This is a genomic window from Pseudoclavibacter sp. RFBI5, assembly GCF_002931395.1.
Classification (GTDB): Bacteria; Actinomycetota; Actinomycetes; order Actinomycetales; family Microbacteriaceae; genus Pseudoclavibacter.
Window position 1 is genome coordinate 918,054 of record NZ_PSYA01000010.1, and the last position, 17,177, is coordinate 935,230.

The 17,177-nt window shown below is 69.6% G+C and carries 16 protein-coding genes and 1 tRNA gene; 9 read left to right on the plus strand and 8 right to left on the minus strand.

All coding sequences use genetic code 11. The features are described 5' to 3' along the window. The first annotated feature begins 1 nt into the window (after window position 1). The 4 genes from C5E06_RS11205 to C5E06_RS11220 all read left to right on the plus strand — a co-directional run bounded on the left by C5E06_RS11205 (window position 2) and on the right by C5E06_RS11220 (window position 3,485). Window positions 2-74 (plus strand) — tRNA-Arg (locus C5E06_RS11205). A gap of 199 nt (window positions 75-273) precedes the next feature. Next, window positions 274-561 (plus strand): zinc ribbon domain-containing protein, encoded by a 288-nt coding sequence (locus tag C5E06_RS19810; protein ID WP_181057795.1) that lies wholly within the window; start codon window positions 274-276, stop codon window positions 559-561. Window positions 562-639: 78 nt separating this feature from the next. After that, window positions 640-1,893: a formamidase gene (gene fmdA, locus C5E06_RS11215; RefSeq protein ID WP_104298620.1), complete on the plus strand. Its 1,254-nt coding sequence runs from the start codon at window positions 640-642 to the stop codon at window positions 1,891-1,893. A gap of 152 nt (window positions 1,894-2,045) precedes the next feature. Next, window positions 2,046-3,485 carry an SDR family NAD(P)-dependent oxidoreductase gene (locus tag C5E06_RS11220; protein ID WP_104298803.1) on the plus strand — a complete coding sequence of 480 codons (1,440 nt, stop codon included), beginning with the start codon at window positions 2,046-2,048 and terminating at the stop codon, window positions 3,483-3,485. Window positions 3,486-3,506: 21 nt separating this feature from the next. Here C5E06_RS11220 and C5E06_RS11225 read toward each other — a convergent pair whose 3' ends face one another. Both C5E06_RS11225 and C5E06_RS11230 read right to left on the minus strand, forming a co-directional pair. Beyond that, window positions 3,507-4,337 carry a siderophore-interacting protein gene (locus C5E06_RS11225; RefSeq protein ID WP_104306901.1) on the minus strand — a complete coding sequence of 277 codons (831 nt, stop codon included), beginning with the start codon at window positions 4,335-4,337 and terminating at the stop codon, window positions 3,507-3,509. Window positions 4,338-4,405: 68 nt separating this feature from the next. Continuing rightward, the gene (locus tag C5E06_RS11230; protein WP_181062988.1) at window positions 4,406-4,708 is read right to left on the minus strand and encodes a DivIVA domain-containing protein; all 303 of its coding nucleotides are present in this window, start codon (window positions 4,706-4,708) and stop codon (window positions 4,406-4,408) included. 222 nt (window positions 4,709-4,930) lie between these two features. Between C5E06_RS11230 and C5E06_RS11235 the strand changes: the two genes are divergently transcribed. The 3 genes from C5E06_RS11235 to C5E06_RS11245 all read left to right on the plus strand — a co-directional run bounded on the left by C5E06_RS11235 (window position 4,931) and on the right by C5E06_RS11245 (window position 8,423). Continuing rightward, window positions 4,931-7,075 carry a TPM domain-containing protein gene (locus tag C5E06_RS11235; RefSeq protein WP_181062957.1) on the plus strand — a complete coding sequence of 715 codons (2,145 nt, stop codon included), beginning with the start codon at window positions 4,931-4,933 and terminating at the stop codon, window positions 7,073-7,075. An 89-nt stretch (window positions 7,076-7,164) separates the two neighbouring features. Continuing rightward, the gene (locus C5E06_RS11240) at window positions 7,165-7,920 is read left to right on the plus strand and encodes a PspA/IM30 family protein (protein ID WP_104298616.1); all 756 of its coding nucleotides are present in this window, start codon (window positions 7,165-7,167) and stop codon (window positions 7,918-7,920) included. A gap of 107 nt (window positions 7,921-8,027) precedes the next feature. Next, window positions 8,028-8,423: a Fe-S oxidoreductase gene (locus C5E06_RS11245; protein WP_104306903.1), complete on the plus strand. Its 396-nt coding sequence runs from the start codon at window positions 8,028-8,030 to the stop codon at window positions 8,421-8,423. 6 nt (window positions 8,424-8,429) lie between these two features. On the opposite strand, the gene C5E06_RS11250 is transcribed toward C5E06_RS11245, so the two are convergent. Genes C5E06_RS11250 through C5E06_RS11265 form a run of 4 tightly spaced genes read right to left on the minus strand, consistent with a single transcriptional unit; the run spans window position 8,430 to window position 12,215 of the window. Next, window positions 8,430-9,899, minus strand: a complete 1,470-nt coding sequence (locus tag C5E06_RS11250) for an amidase (RefSeq protein ID WP_104306904.1) — start codon at window positions 9,897-9,899, stop codon at window positions 8,430-8,432. A gap of 47 nt (window positions 9,900-9,946) precedes the next feature. Further along, window positions 9,947-10,669, minus strand: a complete 723-nt coding sequence (locus tag C5E06_RS11255) for a uracil-DNA glycosylase (RefSeq protein WP_104298613.1) — start codon at window positions 10,667-10,669, stop codon at window positions 9,947-9,949. After that, the gene (locus C5E06_RS11260) at window positions 10,666-11,397 is read right to left on the minus strand and encodes a Type 1 glutamine amidotransferase-like domain-containing protein (RefSeq protein ID WP_104306905.1); all 732 of its coding nucleotides are present in this window, start codon (window positions 11,395-11,397) and stop codon (window positions 10,666-10,668) included. Before C5E06_RS11260 ends, C5E06_RS11255 begins: the two co-directional genes overlap by 4 nt. After that, window positions 11,394-12,215, minus strand: a complete 822-nt coding sequence (locus C5E06_RS11265) for an SDR family oxidoreductase (protein WP_104298611.1) — start codon at window positions 12,213-12,215, stop codon at window positions 11,394-11,396. Before C5E06_RS11265 ends, C5E06_RS11260 begins: the two co-directional genes overlap by 4 nt. Window positions 12,216-12,359: 144 nt before the next feature. On the opposite strand from C5E06_RS11265, the gene C5E06_RS11270 reads away from it, so the two are divergent. Beyond that, window positions 12,360-13,649, plus strand: coding sequence for a bifunctional o-acetylhomoserine/o-acetylserine sulfhydrylase (locus tag C5E06_RS11270; RefSeq protein ID WP_104241521.1), 1,290 nt, complete (start codon window positions 12,360-12,362; stop codon window positions 13,647-13,649). 28 nt (window positions 13,650-13,677) lie between these two features. After that, window positions 13,678-14,886, plus strand: coding sequence for a homoserine O-acetyltransferase (locus tag C5E06_RS11275; protein WP_104241522.1), 1,209 nt, complete (start codon window positions 13,678-13,680; stop codon window positions 14,884-14,886). Here the strand turns inward: C5E06_RS11275 and C5E06_RS11280 are convergent. Both C5E06_RS11280 and C5E06_RS11285 read right to left on the minus strand, forming a co-directional pair. Beyond that, on the minus strand, window positions 14,779-16,164 hold the full coding sequence (locus C5E06_RS11280) for a glycosyltransferase 87 family protein (RefSeq protein ID WP_104241523.1): 1,386 nt from the start codon (window positions 16,162-16,164) through the stop codon (window positions 14,779-14,781). The genes C5E06_RS11275 and C5E06_RS11280 overlap by 108 nt on opposite strands. Before the next feature lie 20 nt (window positions 16,165-16,184). Further along, window positions 16,185-17,120, minus strand: a complete 936-nt coding sequence (locus C5E06_RS11285) for an ADP/ATP-dependent (S)-NAD(P)H-hydrate dehydratase (RefSeq protein ID WP_181059277.1) — start codon at window positions 17,118-17,120, stop codon at window positions 16,185-16,187. Between the last annotated feature and the right edge of the window lie 57 nt (window positions 17,121-17,177).

Genomic DNA, 17,177 nt, shown 5'->3' on the forward strand with positions numbered 1-17,177 from the left:
CGCCTCCGTAGCTCAGTGGATAGAGCACCGGTTTCCGGTACCGAAGGTCGCAGGTTCGACTCCTGTCGGGGGCACATCTCGATGTCTGGTGACATCGCAAGGGCCCGGCGCTGCTCAGCAGCACCGGGCCCTTCCGCGTCCGCAGCGTGCGGACGCTCCTGCTCACACGCTGGGATCCGCCCGCCGACGCGCAGCACGCGTGTCCGAGAGGACATTGACACTCTCGGCGCCCCACCGCTACGGTCGGCAGTACCTCGACGAGGGGAGGCAAGGATGCCCACCTACACGTATCGGTGCGAGAGCGCGCACCGCTTCGACGAGGTGCACACCATGCACTCGGTGCCGGAGAGATCCGTGTGTCCCGAGTGCGGGCAAGACGCGAGGCGCCGCCCGGCTGCCCCGCATCTCTCCGTCGCAGGCTCTTCCGCCTACGGCCTCATCGATGCCGCCTCGAGATCCGCGCATGAGCCGGACGTCGTGACCTCGCTCCCCGGAGCTCCTCGGAGACCCGGCGGCGGCATCACTCGCAACCCACTCCACGCGAAGCTGCCGCGACACTGACGTCGCGGGGCTCGCACCGACCGAGGCTGCCGCCACGCAAGGGACGGCGAATCGGTCACCGACGAAAAGGACCGAGCCATGCCAGACGTGCTGTTTCCACTCGACTCGACGAAGAAGTTCGAGGACCAGGAGAAGATCGGCCACAACAGGTGGCATCCGGAGATTCCGCCGGTCGCGACGGTGAAGCCCGGCGACGAGTTCCGTGTCGACTGCCGGGAGTGGTTCGACGGGGCGATCGTCAACGACGACTCCGCAGAGGACATCCTGAACGCGCCGCTGCTGACGGTGCACAAGCTGAGCGGGCCGTTCCGGATCGAGGGTGCGAAACCGGGCGACCTCCTCATCGTCGACATCCTCGACGTCGGCCCGATTCCCCAGGAGAAGGGGCCGCTCGCAGGCCAGGGGTGGGGCTACACGGGGATCTTCGCGAAGGAGAACGGCGGAGGGTTCCTCACCGATCAGTTCCCGGACGCCTACAAGGCGATCTGGGATTTCAGCGGCCAGACGGCGACGTCCCGTCACGTGCCAGGGGTGTCGTTCACCGGCCTCATCCACCCGGGCCTCATGGGGACGGCTCCGTCGGCGGAACTGCTGGCGAAGTGGAACGCGCGTGAGGGAAAGCTCATCGCGACCGACCCAGGCAGGGTGCCGCCGCTCGCGCTGCCGCCGGAGCCGCAGTTCGCCGTGCTCGGCTCGCTCCCGGATTCCGAGTTCGATCGTGTCGCCGGCGAGGCCGCCAGGACGGCTCCCCCGCGCGAGAACGGCGGCAACCAGGACATCAAGAACCTCTCGAAGGGCACCCGCATCTTCTACCCCGTCTTCGTCGACGGCGCGAACCTGTCGATGGGCGACCTGCACTTCTCCCAGGGCGATGGGGAGATCACCTTCTGCGGCGCCATCGAGATGGGCGGCTTCATGGATGTGCGCGTCGACCTGATCAAGGGAGGCATGGAGACGTACGGCGTCTCGGAGAACGCCATCTTCATGCCGGGCAATGTGGAGCCCAACTACAGCGAGTGGATCGCGTTCTCCGGCACGTCGGTCACGCTCGACGGGGAGCAGCGCTACCTCGACTCCCATCTGTCCTACCAGCGGGCGTGCCTGCACGCGATCGACTACCTCACGAAGTTCGGCTACGCACCGGAGCAGGCCTACCTGCTGCTCGGCTCGGCCCCCATCGAGGGTCGCCTCTCCGGCGTCGTCGACATCCCGAACTCGTGCTCCACCGTCTATCTGCCCACGGCGATCTTCGACTTCGACGTGCGCCCGTCGGCGAACGGCCCGCACCAGATCGACCCCGGCATGGGGGCGCCGAGGGCGGTCGCCTCCTAGTCGAGGGGTGAGGCCCGCGAGGCCGGCGGGTGGGCGCGTGTGGCGCGCCTGCCCGCTGGCCTCTACAATCTCGTGTGCCTTCCGAGACCCCAGACGAGACGCCCACGGCGACGCCAGAAGAGACCGACGGCGCGGAGTTCGCGCCAGAGCGCATCGCCGAGGCCGACCTCGCGACGACCCTGCGCGTGCTCGAGCAGCTCTCCGCCTACGACCGCGAGGACCCGGACTTCATCACGGTCCGTCGGGCGACGGCGCAGTTCTTCAAGGACGTGAAGCGCGTCGGGCGCGCCGCGAAGCGCCAGCGCATCGCCGACGCCGACAAGGCCGTCGTCGCCGCGACCGCCACGGGCGCACCGGACCGCATCGACGACGAGACCCGCGGCATCCCGATCTCGACGTCGACGACCGCCCCGACGGCCGGCGAGCTGCTCAAGCCACGCGCCTGCTATATCTGCAAGCAGCCGTACACGGTGGTCGACGCCTTCTACCACCAGCTCTGCCCAGAATGCGCCGCCTTCAGCCACTCGAAGCGCGATGCGCGCGCCGACCTGACTGGCAAGCGGGCCCTGCTCACGGGCGGTCGAGCGAAGATCGGGATGTACATCGCGCTGCGGCTGCTCCGCGACGGCGCCCACACGACGATCACGACGCGCTTCCCGCGCGACGCCGTCCGCCGGTTCTCGGCCCTGCCTGACTCGCCGGAGTGGATCGACCGGCTCAAGATCGTCGGCATCGACCTCCGTGATCCCGCACAGGTCATGGGCCTCGCCGACTCCGTCACGGCCGCTGGCCCGCTGGACATCCTCATCAACAATGCCGCCCAGACGGTGCGCCGCTCCCCCGGCTCCTACGCGCCGCTCGTCGAGGCGGAGCTCGCGCCGCTGCCGGACGGGCCGCTTCCCGAGCTCGTGACCTTCGGGCACACGAACGACGCGCACCCGCTCGCCCTGGCGGAGTCGGTCGCCGCGCACCCGATCCTGTCCTCGGCGGCGGGACGCACGGCCGAGGAGCTGACCGCAGACGCCATGACTGCCGGCTCCTCGTCGCTCGAGCGGCTCGCGGCTGGCACCGCCATCGACGCGGGCGGCCTGCTCCCGGACGAGCTGCACATCAACTCGTGGACGCAGCACGTCGACGAGGTCGAGCCCCTCGAGATGCTCGAAGTGCAGCTCGCGAACATGACGGCACCGTTCCTGCTCGTGAGCAGGCTCCGTGGCGCGCTCAAGGCGTCATCGGCGCGCCGCACCTACATCGTCAACGTCTCCGCGATGGAGGGGGTCTTCGGACGCGGCTACAAGGGCCCGGGCCACCCCCACACGAACATGGCGAAGGCGGCCCTGAACATGCTCACGCGCACCAGCGCTCGGGAGATGTTCGAGAGCGACCGCATCCTCATGACCGCCGTCGACACCGGCTGGATCACGGATGAGCGGCCCCATTTCACGAAGATCCGCCTCGCCGAGGAGGGATTCCACGCCCCCCTCGACCTCGTCGACGGTGCGGCCCGCGTCTACGACCCGATCGTGCGCGGCGAGTCGGGCGAGGATCTCTTCGGAGTCTTCCTCAAGGACTACAAGCCCGGCTCCTGGTAGCGGGAGGGCGAGCTCGCCGGATCAGAAGATCTGGCCGACGGGCTCGCGCTTCTCGCTCTGGAAGGCGTCTTCCGTGCGTCCTGCGGCCCAGTAGCCAGAGAGGGAGAGCTGCGAGCGCTCGACGCCACGGGCGGAGAAGATCTTCCTGAGTCGCTTCATCTGCTCGCGCTCGCCGTGTGCGAAGACCTGCACGAGCCCATCAGGGAACGCCAGGTCCTCGACGGCTGCCGCGATCAGCTGCTGGTCGAACCCGCCATGCTCGCCTCGGTGGAGCCACTGGACGCTGACCCCCGTCGGGGCCGCGAGCTCGATGTGGTCCTCCTCCCCGGCTACCTCCACGAGGACCGCGCCCTTCGCGTCCTCGGGGAGCGCTTCGAGGGTTCGGGCGATCGCCGGGAGTGCGGACTCGTCACCGCAGATGAGATGCCAGTCGCTCTCGGGGAGCGGCGAGTAGGCACCGTGCGGTGTCGTGGCCACGATGACGTCGCCCGGCTTCGCGTCGCGAGCCCACGGGCCGGCGACACCTGCGTCGCCATGGACGACGAAGTCGACGGAGACCGTGCCGCTCGCGCGGTCGATCCCGCGAACCGTGTAGGTGCGCCGGACGGGGACCTGCTCGGTGGGAAGCGTCGCGCGGAGCTCTTGGAGATCGAACGGCAGCTCGAGCTGGCCGACGCCTCCGCCGAAGTGCAGCTTCAGGTAGGTGTCGGCGTGCTCGAGGTCGAAGTCGTCGAGGTCTGCCCCGAGGAAGTGGACCCGGACCAGCGAGCGACTGAGCCGCTCGGTGCGCTCCACACTCAGGCGGACGGTGGGTCCCCGCTTGCGGGGCTTCTGGGTATCGACGTCTGTCACGGTTATGGGCTCCTCGTTCGGGGTGAGTTAGGCCAGCCTAACAAGCCCTCCTGAGGCGCGCCTGTCGCTCAGCGCTGCGCGAGCCCCTCGGCGCCGGACTCTGTCTCGTAGCTGCCGAGCGCCTCCGCGAGCTGCTCGAGGAAGACATCCACCTCCTGGGCGGAGTAGCCGCGCTCGTAGACGCGGGACGTGAACTTGACGGCCTCGACCTCGTGGGACCTGACGAGCTGCGCCTGCTCCCGCAGGCCCCTCTCGTACGCCTCGAGCGCGGCGGCGGCTTGGTCGAGGAACTGGTCGACCTCTCGGACGTCGTAGCATCCGTCGAACTTCAGCGCGTTGAAACGCTTGGTGCGTACATCTTCACTTCGCACGTTGAACCTCCGGTGTCTCATGTGAAAACCGGACAAGGAGTGCTTGTCCGGTGCGCGACAATTCTACGGAACTCCATGTGGAATCACACATCGACGCCGGATCGTCACCAAGCGCTCACCTGCGGCAGGCGCTGTTCGCCGCCTGTTCACTCGTGGCGTCACCACGCGCACAACAATCACGTTCTTCACGGCTACACCCCGCTAGCGTTACGGAGAAGGCCGATGACCGGCCAGAAAGGGGTCTCCGTGCGTCGTGCGCTCGCTCTGCTCGGCATCGCTGCCGCAGCACTCCTCGGAACGAGTGCGCCAGCATCCGCCGAGGTCTCTCCGATCACTTCCTCCGGCTCCTCCACCGCCATAGCCCCGGCCGAGAGCCCCGGCTCGCCGCAGGGCCACATCTTCGACCCGAATGGGCTCGTCACCGGCGACACCTCCGATATCGAGCAGGCGATCTCGACACTCGAGGCCGAGACCGACTACACGATGTACTTCGCGATCGTCGATCGCTTCTCCAACCCGAGCTCTGGGTTCGACTGGGCCAGCGAGTTCGCTTCGGCCAACGACCTCGGCTCCGAGGCCGTCATCCTGTACGTCGGTGTCGACCAGCTCGACTTCGGACTCAACACCGACAGCGCGTTCCCCCTGGGCGACGGTGCCCTGCGCGACATCGAGACGCAGTCGATCGCCCCGAACCTCGACTCCGGGCAGTACGGTCAGGCCGCTATCTCGGCGGCGGACTCGATCCGCCAGGAGCTCACCGGTGCCGGCACGACCAGCGGCGGCGCGGGTGGCGGCGAACTCGTGACGGGTGCCGCCGTCGGCACGGTCTTCCTCTTCGTTGGCGGGTTCATCGTCGTGGTCGCCCTCATCATCCTCTTCGTCGTGCTCAGCGCTCGTCGCAAGAAGAAGAAGGGACAGCAGGCGACGGAGGCCGAGCAGAAGGCGCAACTCCAGCAGCTCGCGCAGCGCGCGGCCGGCGAGCTCGTCAGGGTCGACAACCTGGTGAACTCCGCCGACCAGGAGGTCAGCTTCGCCGAGGCGCAGTTCGGACCCGAGCCGGTTGCCGAGTACCGGGCAGCGGTGGCGGATGCCCGCGAGCAGCTGCGCCGTGCGTTCGGCGTCCAAGGCCAGTATCTCGACACCGAACCAGAGCCGCTGCCAGCCCAGATGCAGATGAACGAGGCCATCCTCGGTTTCGTGAACCTGGCAGAGCAGCGCGTCGCCGAACAGGCAGCGCGCTTCGAGAAGCTCCGGGACATGGAGCGCAACGCGCCAGAGCTGCTCAGGCAGGTCCGCGGCGAACTCGACCGACTCGAAGGACAGATGCAGGGTGCCGAGTCCCAGCTGACGGCGCTCCGCGCCCGCTACAGCCCGCAGGCGCTCTCCACGGTCGACGACTCGACCAGCCACGCTCGCGAGCTGCTTGCGCTCGCGCGCACCGAGACGCAGAACGCAGACAGCGGTCTCCGCGAAGGACGGACGGGGCCAGCCGCCGTCGATATCGGCGACGCGCAGCTCGCGCTCTCGCAGGTGACCTCGGTTCTGGGCTCCATCGGCGCCGCCGCCAGCGACCTCGAGAACGCGGAGCAGCTCATCCGCCAGGAGATCGGCGAGCTGGAGGCCGGTCTCGCGCGCAGCACCCAGCTCGTCCAGCAGGCGTCGCTGCAGCCGGATGTCGCCGCCGCCGCCGCTGCCGCGCAGGCCACCGCCCAGGAGGCGATCGCCAGGGCCCGCTCCGGCAGCGCCTCGGCCGCAGATCCGCTCAGGACGCTCGGAGGCCTCAGGGAGGCGGACGAGGCCCTCGACGCAGCGATCGCGTCGCTCCTCCAGGAGCACGAGCGCCTGGCGGGGCTGCGCAGACAGCTCGACGTCGCCCTCGCCCAGGCTCGCTCCGCCGTCACGGGCGGACTCCAGTTCATCGACGCACGTCGAGGTGCCGTGGAGAGCGAGCCGCGCGCGCGAATCCAGCAGGCGGAGACCGAGCTCCGCACGGCGGAGCAGCTCGCGGCCACTCAGCCTGAAGAGGCGATGCAGCGCGCCAAGAGCGCCATCAGCCTCGCCGAGCGGGCCACAGAGCAGGCGAGAAGCCAGGTGCAGATGCAGCGCAGCGGCTACGAGCAGAGCTGGGGTGTGTCCTCGGGTTCGAACTCCAACAGCAGCTTCAACTCCGGACTCCTGGGCGGTATCCTCGGCGGTCTCATCAGCAACAGCGGCTCCTCCAGCCGAAGCTCCTGGGGCGGCGGCAGCTCGTGGGGCGGCGGCTCTGGCCGCCGATCGGGCGGCGGCTCGTCGGGCTTCCGCTCATCTGGCGGCTTTCGCTCCTCGGGAGGGGGCTTCCGCTCCTCGGGCGGCGGCAGAAGGCGCTGACGCGCACCCAGCGCGGAGACAGCGCTCCACGATCACTCCGACACATCACGGCCATTCATCACGGATCACCAGCGAAAAGGAAGCACTCGATGTCCAACAAGCAGTCCATCTTCGGACGAATCAGCCAGCTCGTCCGCGCCAACATCAACTCGCTCATCGACAACGCGGAAGACCCGCAGCTCATGATCGACCAGCTCATCCGCGACTTCAGCTCGAACATCAAGGAGGCGGAGGCGGCGATCGCGCAGACCATCGGCCAGCTTCGCATGCTCGAGGACGACTACCGGGAAGACGTCCAGGCCGCGTCCGAATGGGGCAACAAGGCCCTCGCCGCCAGCCGCAAGGCCGACGAGCTGCGCGCGGCGAACGACGAGGTCGACGCGCAGAAGTTCGACAACCTCGCGAAGGTGGCCCTGTCGCGCCAGATCGAGTCCGAGACGGAAGCTCGCACGGCCGAGCCGCAGATCCGCACCCAGACGCAGGTCGTCGAGCAGCTCAAGGGCGGCCTCGACGGCATGCGCGAGAAGCTCCGCCAGCTCGGCACGAAGCGCGACCAGCTCGCGGCCCGCGCCAAGACGGCCGAGGCGCAGCAGAAGGTCAACGAGGCCCTCGGCAGCATCAACGTGATGGACCCGACCAGCGACCTGGGTCGCTTCGAGGAGAAGGTCCGCCGGCAGGAGGCGCTCGTGCGCGGCCAGCAGGAGCTGCAGACCTCGAGCCTCGACTCGCAGTTCAACCAGCTCGAGGACCTCGGCAAGCTGACCGAGGTCGAGGCCCGGCTCGCCGCGCTCAAGCAGGGCCAGCGCGCACCTGCCGCCATCGACGCGCCGGAGCAGAGCTTCTAAGCCTCCCAGCGCAAGCGTTCGCCGCTGGGACCCGTCTCACACGGTCGGGTCTCAGCGGCGTCCTCCTTTCCAGCCGCCAACGCACCAGCGAACGAAGGTCCTCACCCATGAACCTCTTGAAGAGCGTGTTCCTCGATTCGCCGCTGTCACGGCTCGGCTACTACGCGGCGACGGCCGTCGGACTCGCGGTCGGCGTGCCGCTCTCCACGGGCCGCGTCGAGAACCACGACGGGCTCATCGTCTGCAGTGGCCTGCCCAAGTGGGCGTTCCGCCGGGGCGGGACGTGCGTCGGCCGGGTCTACCTCACTCGCGACACCGTCGGCGAACGGGTGTTCCGCCACGAGCGCGTGCACGTCGAGCAGTGGAAGCGCTACGGCTTCCTGTTCCCGCCGCTCTACTGGCTCGCCGGCTTCGACCCGCTCAAGAACCGCTTCGAGATCGAGGCGGGACTCGAGGACGGCAACTACCTCCCGGCCCGCCGACGCCCCGCATCGAAGAGCTGAGCAGCCTCAGGGACGCGCCGCGCCATCCCAGGCGGGCGGGTACCTGCTCGGCCAGTCGATCTCACGCTCGAGCTGCAGCGACAGCCGAAGGAGCGTCGCCTCGTCGCCCGGCCGACCGATGGCCTGCACCCCCGCCGGCAGGCCGTTCGCGAACCCGACGGGCATGGTGATGGCCGGCAGCCCGGTGACGTTCACGTAGGACGTGTAAGGCGTGTACTGGCACTGCTGCTCGAAGTTCCGCTCCCCGTCGCCCGCATCGAACCAGCCGAGCGGCCGAGGCGTCATCGCGAGCGTCGGGGTCAGGACGACGTCGACGTCCGAGTACTGGCGGATGATCGAGCGCTCGAACGCGGCGAGCGACGCGAGCGAGGCAGCCAGCTCCGCGGCACCCTTCGTCCGTCCGACGCCGACGAGCCACCGGGTGAGGGGCTCCAGGGTCTCCAGCGCTGGCCCCTCCAGGGGGATCGTCGACGCACCGGCCTGCCACACCGTTCGGAATGCGTCGAAGTACTCGGGCGCGTCCGTCGGCGTGACCGGCACGAGCTCGTGTCCGAGTCGCGAGAGCTGCTCCTTGGCGGCCTCGAAGACCGCGGCGACGTCGTCGTCGAGCGCGATATCGTACTCCGTGGACCACGGCGACCAGCAGTTGACGCCGATCCGCAGCTTCTGAAGGGGTGCGTCCAGGGCGTCGAGGTAGGAACGCTCCCCCGCCGGTGCCGTGAGGGCGCTCCGGTCGGCCTGGCTGCCGTCCCCGCGCCGGGCGATCATCCCGTCGAGCAGGAGTGCGGCATCCGCCGTGCTCCTCGCGATGGGGCCCGAGACGGGGAGCCCCGCGAGAGAGCCGACGCCCGACCCATCCGGTACTCGGCCCCGGCTCGGCTTGAGACCGACCAGACCGCAGGCGGAAGCGGGGATGCGGATGGACCCGCCACCGTCCGACCCCGGCGCGAACGGAATGAGGCCGGCTGCGACAGCCGCCGCCGCGCCTCCCGAGGAGCCGCCGGCCCCGAGCCCGGCACCCCACGGGGTGACCGCCGGCGGGGCCACGGCGTTCTCGGTGTAGGCGGGGAGACCGAACTCGGGCGTGTTCGTCTTCCCCAGGCTGATGCCGCCGGCGGCGTCCATGGTCTCGACCAGTGGCGAGCTCTCCTCCGGCACGAACCCGGCGAAGGCACGCGAGCCGAAGGAGGTCGGCACCTCGGCGCGCAGTTCGAGGTCCTTGTCAGCGAAGGGCATCCCCCAGAGCGGAGCCTCGTGCCGGTCCCCGCGGCGAGATGCGGACGAGGGGTCCCGCTCGAGCGCTCGAGCTCGCTCCAATGCGCGGTCCGCGGTGACCGCGATGAAGGCTCCGGATGCACCCCCGTCCGCGTCCAGACGTGTCAGGTAGGCGCTCGTGAGCGCCACCGGCGAGAGCTCGCCGCTCGCGAGCAGCTGCCTCTGCCTGACGGCGCCGAGGGTGTGCAGCTCTTGACTCATGATGTGCCTCTCTGATGCTCGTGTCGGTGGCGCTCGGTCTGGCGCACCTAGAACAGGGGTGGCTGCGTGGCGCCCTGGGGCGTCTCGACGACCCGCCAGTCAACCGGATCCGCACCCTGCTGCCGCAGCAGCTCGTTGGTCCGCGAGAACGGACGGGAGCCGAAGAAGCCGCGGGAGGCGGAGAGCGGGCTCGGGTGGGCGCTCACGAGGGTCGGGGTCTCGCCGAGCAGCGGGGCGAGGGCCTGCGCGTCCTTGCCCCAGAGGATGGCAACGAGCGGACGCTGGCGGGCCACCAGGGCCTCGATCGCCAGATCCGTGACCGACTGCCAGCCGAACGCGCGGTGCGAGCCCGCCGTGCCGGCGCCGACCGTCAGGACACGGTTCAGGAGCAGGACTCCCTGCTCGCTCCACCGCGAGAGATCGCCGGTGGTGGCCGCTTCGATGCCCAGGTCGTCGTGCAGCTCCCGGTAGATGTTCGCGAGGCTTCGAGGGAGCGGCCGGACGTGGCGATCGGTCGCGAAGGACAGTCCGATGGGATGCCCGGGAGTCGGATACGGGTCCTGGCCCACGATCAGGACCCGGACGTCGTCGAGTGGGGCCTCGAATGCCCTGAGGATGTGCTCAGGAGCAGGCAGGAAGCCGCGGCCGGCATCCTCCTCCAGCTTCAGCCGCTCCGCGATCTCGTCCAGGCGGCCGGCAGCAGGCTCGAGCGCCCGAGCCCACCCCGGGTCGAGCCGATGCAGATCGCTGAGCCCGCGCAGCTCCGTCATTCCGAGGCTCGGCTGGAGGAGACCGTGACGCCGCCCTCCCCCGCGGTCAGCTGCCAGACGCTCCCGGACCCGAGGATCTCCAGCGCGCCCTCTCCGACCTTGAGGACGGTGTCCTCGTCCACGGCGAGGATGCGCTCCGCGAGTCCCGCTTCGATGCTCGCAGCGCACAGCGCGACGAGACCCCACTGGGCGGCGTGCGCCTCGATGGTCAGATCGACCAGCCCGAGGCCAGCCTCGAACGTCACCTCGTCGAGCCCCTCGCCGGATTCCTCCGGGGCGACGGGCACGCCGCCGATGCGCCACCCGCCGATGATGGCCTCGTCCGCGGCGATGGCGGCGCCGGCCGAGTAGCCGAGGTAGGAGACGCCCTCTGCCACCAGGCGGCGGATGTCGGTCGCGAGCGGCGCCAGGGCGGCGAGGTACGCGGGGGTGTGGCCCCCGCAGACCAGGATGCCGTGGGCCGTCGAGAAGCTGGCGAGATCGATCTCGTCGAGCGGTTCACCGCTCGCCGTGCTCCGGGCGAGCACGGGAGTCGCCAGGACGCCAGGGTCGACCGATCGGAGTCGGTCCGCGAACCAGTCCGCGACGGGCTCGGGGTTCTCCCCGACCGCGATGACCGCGATGACGGGCGTCGCTCCGGCGGCGCGGCTTCGAGCCTCGTCCGCGAGCTGGGCGAGCGCGAGCTCGACCCCTGAACCGTCTCCGCCGCCTACCAGGAAGATGCTCACTCGCCGGCCTCCTTCGTGGCGCCCTTCATGACGAGGGGGCCGCGGTGCAGCTGGAACTGCTCCCGCTGCGCCACCGGACGCACGACGAGCTCGTCGACGTTGACGTGACCGGGAAGCTGGAGCGCCAGCTGGATCGTCGCCGCGATGTCCTCCGCGGTGAGCGGATGATCGACGCCCTCGTAGAGCTTGTCGGCCGAGGCCCCGTCGCCCCGCATCCGCTTGAGCGTGAACTCCTCCGTGTGCACCATCCCAGGCGCGATGTCGATGACCCGGATGGGCTCACCGCCGAGCTCGAGGCGCAGCACGCCGATCATCGCCGCCTCCGCGGCCTTCGTCGCGACGTAGCCGCCACCGCCCTGGTAGATGACGCGCCCGGCCGTGGAGGTGACCGTGACGATGTCCGCGTGTGGGAACTCGTCCGTGCTGCTCGCGGCGGATGCACGCAGCAGCGGCAGGAACGCCGTGATGACGCGCTTCGTGCCGAGGACGTTGAGCTCGAACATCAGCTGCCAGTCGGCGATGCTGCTCTCCTCGACGCTCTCGGTGCCGAACGCCCCCCCGGCGACGTTGACCAGGGCCTCGACCTCTCCGAGCCGGCTCGCGGTGTCTCGGAGCTCGGCCACGAAGGCGTCATCGGTGATGTCCCCCGCCAGCACCTCCGCGCCGGTCTCGGCGGCGAGCTCCTCGAGCCGGTCGGCACGGCGCGCAGTCGCGAGCACCACTCTGCCCTCTGCGCGCAACGACCTGACCGTCGACCGGCCGATTCCGCTGCTCGCTCCCGTCACTACGACAACACGCGTTCTCTGTTCTTCAGGCATGCCTCCATCGTGGCATGCGACCGCGCGCCGCGCCTGGCACGCGTGACGATTTGTGTCCCGCTCCGTTGCCCGCGCCAGCGCCCACTGCCACACTCGGTGCCACCCGACTGTCCAGTCGGGTCGCGGCCGACACGGAGGCTACCCATGACCCAGAGCTTCGAGACCAGGCAGATCCACGCAGGCTCTGCCCCCGACCCCACGACCAACGCGGTCGTCACCCCGATCTACCAGACGACCTCCTACGTGTTCGATGACGCACAGCACGCGGCCGATCTCTTCTCCCTCTCGCGCGCCGGGAACATCTACACTCGCATCACGAACCCCACGACCGCGGTGCTCGAGGCGCGCATCGCCGACCTCGAAGGCGGCAGCGGGGCTCTCGCGCTCGCCTCCGGCCAGGCGGCTGAGACGTTCGCGATCCTGAACATCGCGGGAGCCGGCGACCACATCGTGTCCTCGACGTCCATCTACGGCGGCACGTTCAACCTCTTCAAGTACACGTTCGCGAAGCTCGGCATCGACGTCACCTTCGTCGAGGACCAGAACAACCCAGATGCCTGGCGGGCAGCGGCGAAGGACAACACGAAGCTGTTCTTCGGCGAGACGATCGGCAACCCGGCCGTCAACATCCTCGACATCGAGACGGTCGCCACGGTCGCCCACGAGGTCGGCGTGCCCCTCATCGTCGACAACACCATCGCCACCCCCTTCCTCATCCGGCCCTTCGAGCACGGGGCCGACATCGTCGTCCACTCCGCGACGAAGTTCCTCGGCGGCCACGGCGCCGTGATCGGCGGCGTCATCGTCGACGGCGGCACCTTCCCCTGGGATGAGCACAAGGACCGCTTCCCTGGCCTGTCCGAGCCCGACCCGAGCTACGACGGCCTCAGCTACACGGGTGCCCTCGGCAACGCCAACGCGTTCCACACCAAGGCCCGCGTGCAGCTGCTGCGCGACATCGGCGCATCCATCGCACCCGCTTCGTCCTGGCAGATCCTGCAGGGCGTCGAGACGCTGAGCCTCCGCATGGAACGCCACGTCTCCAACGCGACCGCGATCGCGTCGTGGCTCCAGGGCCACGCCGAGGTGCAGAACGTCAACTACGCGGGCCTCGAGACGAGCCCCTGGAATGCCCTGGCGAAGCGCTACGCACCGAACGGCGCAGGTGCCATCCTGTCGTTCGAGCTCCGCGGCGGCGTCGAAGCTGGCCGCAAGCTCGTCGAGCGCGTGCAGCTCTTCAGCCACCTCGCGAACATCGGCGACGTGCGCAGCCTCATCGTCCACCCGCCGTCGACGACGCACTCGCAGCTCACCCCAGAGCAGCTCCTCGCATCCGGCATCAACCCCGGACTCGTGCGCCTCTCGGTCGGCCTCGAGAACGTCGACGACCTCATCGCGGACCTCTCGCAGGCCCTCGACTCGCTTCGCGCCTAGGCGCGGGGTAGCCGCTAGCCTGGCGCTGATGGACTGGACAGATCACGGCATCTCGCCGCCGAGCGGCAGAATTCCGAACGACGAATTGCGGGCGGTCTCGCTGAGGCCGCCCGCCTCGGGCGCGTGGCGCGACGGCGACGACGTCGGCCACCGCCAGTTCGCCTGGCTCGGGGCGTTCAGCCCCGAGCACGGCGGCGAGCTCCCGCTCATCCGGCTCGCCTACGAGACGTGGGGCACGCTCAACGCCGACCGCTCGAACGCGATCCTCGTGCTCCACGCGCTCACCGGCGACTCGCACGTGGAGGGGCCGCTCGGGCCCGGGCATCCCACTGCAGGCTGGTGGCCGGGCATCGTCGGTCCCGGGGCCCCTCTCGACACGGACCGCTATTTCGTGATCGCCCCCAACATGCTCGGCGGCTGCCAGGGCTCGACGGGACCCGCGAGCCTCGATGCTCGCGGGAACGCGTACGGATCCTCCTTCCCGGTGCTCACGATCCGCGACCAGGTGCGAGCGCAGGCGCTGCTCGCGGACGAACTCGGCATCGCCTCGTTCGCCGCCGTCATCGGCGGCTCCATGGGCGGCATGCACGCGCTCGAGTGGGGCATCATGTACCCCGACCGCACGCAGCGGCTCGTCGTGATGAGTGCCCCTGCGGCGTCCGACGCGCAGACCATCGCGCAGAATACCCTGCAGATCGACGCCATCAGGCTCGATCCGAACTTCAACGGCGGCGACTACGCGGACGAGCCCGCTGGCTTCGGACCGCACCGCGGCCTCGCCCTCGCGCGGCGCCTCGCCATGCTCAACTACCGGTCGGGCACCGAGCTCGACGACCGCTTCGGACGCAGCTGGCAGTCCAACCTCAGCCCGGAGCAGGACGAAGGGCGCTACGCCGTCGAGTCCTACCTCGACTTCCACGGCAACCGCTTCACGCGTCGCTTCGACGCCAACAGCTACATCACGCTGCTGACGGCCATGAGCTCGCACAACGTCGGCCGCGACCGCGGAGGCCTCGATGCCGCGCTCGCGCGCGTCACCGCATCCACCATGGTCATCGGCATCTCGACGGACGTGCTCTTCCCGCCCGAGACGCAGCACCGCATCGCCGCGGGCGTGCAGAACAGCTACTCAGGCGACAGAGCCGTCACGATCAGGTCGAACTTCGGCCACGACGGGTTCCTGCTCGAGATCCACCACGTCGGCGACGCCATCCGCTCCATGCTCGCGAACGGCTGAGCTGGCGGGTGTGCGAGCCGCCGAGCTGCCGCTCGGAGCCGCGCGCACAGCTCGCCTGCTGCGCGGCCACATCGCCCAGAGCGCCCAGACGAGCAGCACGACCAGCAGCCCGTTGCGACCCGCGAGGAGCGCGACGCCGGCGGAGTGGGCATCGGTCACGAAGTTGTAGTTGCCTGGATAGATGATCTGCGTGAGCCAGGCGATGCAGAGGGCGATGCCGGCGGGCAGCGCGAAGCGCCTGACGTCGACGATGAGCCCGAACACGATGACCGGCGCGAGCCACGTGATGAACTGCGGCGAGCCGACCTTGTTGAAGACGATGAACGAGAGCACGAGCGCGAGCGACAAGGCCGGGAACAGGCGCGTGAACGGCATGCCACGACGCTTGGAGACAAGTGCGAGCAGCACCACGCCGAGCACGGCCACGCCAAGCACCGGCGTGAGCAGAGCGCTCACGAACTCCGTGCCGGGACCGTCGACCTGGAAGGTCAGGATCTCCATCGAGTAGTAGGCGTCGTAGCCAGGCACCTGCATCGACGCGAGCCACATCGGCACGGTCGCGGCGACCGCCTCGACCTGCAGCCCTCGCCCCGTCTGCTCGGTCACGAAGGAGAACACGTTCGACCCGCCACCGAGCGCGAGGGCCGGGATGAGCACGGCAGCGCACACGACGACGGCACCAGCAACGAGCCAGAGTCGGTGGCGCAGCACGATGAAGGCCGCCGCGAACACGGCAGCTGGCCAGATCTTGAGCCATGCGCCGAACGTGAGCAGGGCACCCGCGATCTCGGGACGACGCCGAAGCGCCAGCAGCGCGAGGATCGCGATCGGCACGCTCACCGCATCGATGCGGCCGAGCGCCACCGGTCCGAGCAGGGCCATGAGCACGAGCCACCACCAGGCGGCGATCTGCCGGAGCCTGGCGTCGCGAGACGAGGGGCGCCACAGCGTCAGCGCCGCGAACGCCACGGCGTTGCCGGCCGCGACCACCAGCAGCCAGCCCAGGCCGTAGTTCGCCTGCCCGCCGACCGCGTCCGCCACCAGCATCGGCAGGAGCGAGGGCAGCGGGTACACGAAGGTCGTATCGATGCCGGGCACCTGCCCCAGCTGGGCCTGGTCGACCCACCCGCGGTAGACCTGGAACACGTCTCCCATGGGGTTCGAGAGCGAGTAGAGGTTCACGAGGATCAGCACGTAATGGACGCCCGCGAAGGCAAGCCAGAGCGTCACGATCGAGAGAGGGCCCGGCCAGTGACGGGCGATCCACGACGAAGTCATGCGGGACAAGCTACCCCAGGTCAGGCGCGCAGCTTGGACGCCACGAGCGCTCCGACGAGGCGCGGCAACGCAGCGGTCGCATCGCTCGCCCTGATCGGCGCACCAGGACCGAACCTCGTGAGCTCGTCGATCGGGGCAAGCAGCGCGGAAGCGGCCTCAGCGTTTCCCGCGTTCAGCTGCGACGCCAGCCAGCCGGCTCGCGCGTGCAGCCAGACAGCCGCTGCCGCGAGGTGCTGCGGCTCCGGCTGCTCGGCCACGTCTCGCTTCGAGGCGACGGCGCTCAGCGCACCCATGGCCCCGGCCAGCACATCACCGGTCCCCGCCGTGGCGAGCCAGGCTCCCGGCGCATCCACGACGATCGTCGGACCGTCCCCCGCGATGTAGGTGCGGTGCCCCTTGAGCACGAGCGTGCAGCCGAGACGATCCGTCACGAGGCGGACAGCCTGTTCCGGCTCCTTGATGACGTCTGTGGCATGCACCTCGGTGTCCTCGAGCTTCGTGATGAGGGCGGCGAGCTCGGCCGCATGGGGCGTCAGGATGCATCGGCGCACGTGGTGGCCTCCCAGCACGCGCTTGGCGATCTGCCCGAGCGCGCCGGAATCGGCGATGACCGTCGCGTCGAGCTCCCGAGCACGATCGAGCGCTTCCCGGGCCTCGCTGGTGCGCCGCACGTCCTTCGGATCCACTCCGGACCCGACGACGAGCGCATCGAACGACGCGAGATCGGCGACGACCTCCGGACTCTGCCACAGCACCGCCTTGGTCTCCGCCTCGCCCCCGGCGTAGCGCACCATCCCGATCCCGGTCGCGAGGGCGGCCCTCGTCCCCAGGACGGCGGCGCCCGGGTAGTGCGTGGAGCCCGTCACGAACGCCGTGACACCCCGGCGGTACTTGTGGTCGTCCTCGCGCGGCGCGAAGACGCTGGCCGCGGCATCCTGAGCATCGAATTCCCTCACCCGGCCATACTGGTCGCTCTTCGACGACACGCCAAGTCGCCACCGCGCTCCGGCGAG